This is a genomic window from Corynebacterium sp., assembly GCF_030535495.1.
Lineage (GTDB): Bacteria > Actinomycetota > Actinomycetes > Mycobacteriales > Mycobacteriaceae > Corynebacterium.
The window spans coordinates 1-3,104 of record NZ_JAUNRW010000166.1 but is presented as its reverse complement, the minus strand read 5'-3'; the positions used below and the strand labels follow the sequence as shown (position 1 = coordinate 3,104).

The window sequence follows — 3,104 nt, the reverse complement described above, 5'->3', positions numbered from 1 at the left end:
ACACGAGCTGAACGTGGGACTTAGCCTTCCACTCGAGCAGCTTCTCCTGGCCGCTCTCAGCCCAGAGCTCGGCCAATTCGGAGACGGCGCCGTCGGAGATGACGGCCTCCAGGCACTGGCGCAGGCGCTCCCGGGTCTCGGGGGTGCGCAGGGAAGCGAGGTCGTCCTCGTCGATACCTTCCGGCACGTCACCGGCGGCCAGATGAGCCATGGCGATGATCATCGCACCCTGGTCGGCCTCGATGTAGCGGTGACCGACATCAGGCAGCAGTTCATCGAAGTAGATGTGGCCTTCGCGGATGTCGTCGAGAAGCTCCGCGGCGTCGTCATTGTCGAAAGGTCCGGTGTTCCAGGTTCCCATGATGGACTACTTTAGCCTGCCGATCTGGTCGACGAGTGCCTGCACCTGCGGCGCCAGGTCCTCCCGGGCTCCGTTGTTGTCGATGACCACATCCGCCACCGCCAGACGTTCGGCGTCGGTGGCCTGGGCCGCCATCCGGCGTCGCACGTCGGATTCGTCGAGTCCGCGGCCGGAGACCAGTCGTTCCACCCGCTTATCGACGTCCACGTCGACCACCACCACCAGATCCATGTCCGCGTGCTGCCCCTTCTCCACCAGGAGCGGCATGTCGTAGATGACGGCCACTTCTCCGTCTGCCCGGGCGGCGTCGATACGCTCGTCGCGCAGCGCCATGATCCGGGGGTGGGTGATGTCGTTGAGGCGCCGCGTGCTGTCCTCGTCGGCGAAGGCGCGGGTGGCCAGCTCCCCGCGGTTGAGGCTGCCGTCCGCCTCCAGGATCTCCTCCCCGAAGGCCTCGGCGAGCTCGGCGAGCGCGGGCTGGCCGGGTTCGACCACCTCGCGGGCGAGCTGGTCGGCGTCGATGACGGGCAGGCCGTGGGAACGCAGAAGATCGGCAACGGAGGTCTTCCCGCTGCCGATCCCGCCGGTGAGTCCGATGATCTTCATGCGCCCGATACTAGGCGCCTTCCTCCTTCGGGGTCACGGTGATGATCGGCTCGCCGGCCGCGGCACCCGGATGGCCCTCGACGGAGCCGAACTTGCGGGTGTTGGACACGAGCACCGGGGTGATCGCCGGGTAGCCGGCGGCCTCGATGGCTGCCCGGTCGAAACGAATGAGCGGGGTACCTGCGGTGACCTGCTGCTTCTTCTCCACGAGGACCTCGAAGCCGTCGCCGCCCATCTGGACGGTGTCGATGCCGATGTGGATGAGCAGGTCGACACCGTTCTCCAGGCGCAGGCCCACGGCATGCCCGGATTTCTGGACGGTGAGCACCGTCGCGTCTGCCGGAGCGACGACGGTGTCACCGCTCGGCTCGATGGCCACGCCGTTGCCCAGGGCACCACCGGCGAAGGCGGCATCGGGGACCTCGGACAGCGGCACCACCCGGCCCTCGAGCGGGGCGGTGATCTGCGACCGGGTGAGGGTGGCGACGGGGGCGGCGGCGTCGATACGCTTCTCCTCGGCCTGGGAGGCGGCGGTGCGCTCGGCCTCGATCTGGGCGAGCGCCTCGGCCTTCTCCTCCTTACCGCGGTAATCGAAGAAGATGACCAGGAACATGGAGGTGAAGAACGCCGCGGCGATACCGATGACGTAGCCCAGCCACGGGTCCATGGCAGGGATGGTGAGCAGGGAGGTGAACACGAAGGCGTAGGCCTTGATGTTGAACAGGCCCATGACCGCACCGCCGACGAAACAGCCCGGCAGCAGGCGCATGTACGTCTTCTTGAAGCGCAGGAGCACACCGTAGAGGCTCGGTTCGGAGATGCCGCCGAGCAGGCCGGCCATCATGCCACCGAGGGAGACCTGGCGCATGGCCTTGTTGCGCTCCTTCATGGAGATGACCATGACGCCGGTGACCACACCGAAGCAGGCGAAGTTCCACGCACCCATGGGTCCCTGGATGATGTCGAAGCCCTGCGTGCTGATGTTCTGGATCATGATGGCGTTGAGCGGCCAGTGCAGACCCAGCGGCACGAGGAAGGGGTACAGCAGCGGGATGAGGATGGAGAGGATGAACGGCGAGAAGTCGTTCACCGAGGTCAGCAGGTTGGAGATGCCGTTGCCCACGCCGATGCCGAAGGGGCCGAGCAGGAAGGCGGTGGCCGGGATCATGATGAGCAGCGAGAAGAAGGGCACGAAGACCATGTGCACGGCCGACGGGATGATCTTCTTCAGACCCTTCTCCACCCAGAACAGGCCGATGGCGGCGATGAGCGGCGGGAAAACCTGGCCGGCGTAGTCGTTGAGCACCATCGGCATACCGAAGACGGTCACGGTGTCACCGGCGGCACCGAGCGCCAGGAACTCCGGGGTCAACAGCGCAGCGGGGATGGCCGCACCTACCCATTCGTTGGCGCCGAGCTTCCGGGCGGCCGTCGCGCCGACCATGATCGGCAGGAAGTAGAACACGGAGCGCCACATGGCGTGCATGAACGCGTACGTCGACGGCTGCTCGTCCATGGGAGCGCGGAAATCCTGCAGGCCGAAGGTGTCCGCCAGCACGAGCAGAGTGATGATGAGCGAGGCACCCAGCAGCGCCCACAGGATCGGGCGGAAGGTGTCGGAGAGGAACTCGAAGGCGTAGTCGACGTAGGAGTACTTGCCGCGCACTCCCCCGTAGTCCTTGCTTGTCGACGCCGCCTTCGCGTCACCCGTCTTCTGCACCCCGGGCTCTTTGAGCATCGCCTGGTAGAACTCGGCGACGCCGCCGCCCATGATGACCTGCAGGCCGGTGGTGCCCTGAGTGACCACCCCCAGAACCGCGGGATCGGATTCGAGGGCCTCCTGGTTCACCAGGGACTGATCGTGGAGCTGCATGCGCAGTCGGGTGGCGCAGTGCGTGAGCGAGGAGATGTTCTCCGCCCCGCCGATCTCCTGGATGATGTGTTGCGCCGTTGTCACGGTGGTTGACGCCATGGACGCGTGTCCTTTCGGAAAGTCAGAACTGGTTGGCTGCCGTTCTCTCCAGGGCATCCCTTGGTTGTCATGACCACCAATGTGGTTTTGTGTCCGGTTCGTGCCGGAGTGTTGGCATTGGGCTCATCATAGGCCGCACCTGGAACAGAACACAAGGGAGGAAGC

3 protein-coding genes are annotated in these 3,104 nt (G+C 65.8%); all 3 read right to left on the bottom strand.

Annotated features, from left to right (window positions below; translation table 11 throughout):
- The coding region (locus tag Q4F73_RS12180) for a DUF4259 domain-containing protein (RefSeq protein WP_303359605.1) at positions 1-361 on the bottom strand (361 nt) is incomplete at its 3' end.
- A gap of 6 nt (positions 362-367) precedes the next feature.
- Positions 368-967 carry a dephospho-CoA kinase gene (coaE, locus tag Q4F73_RS12175; RefSeq protein ID WP_303359604.1) on the bottom strand — a complete coding sequence of 200 codons (600 nt, stop codon included), beginning with the start codon at positions 965-967 and terminating at the stop codon, positions 368-370.
- A 10-nt stretch (positions 968-977) separates the two neighbouring features.
- Entirely contained in the window at positions 978-2,939 is a 1,962-nt protein-coding gene (locus Q4F73_RS12170) for a glucose PTS transporter subunit IIA (protein ID WP_303359603.1), read from the bottom strand.
- Positions 2,940-3,104: the final 165 nt, after the last annotated feature.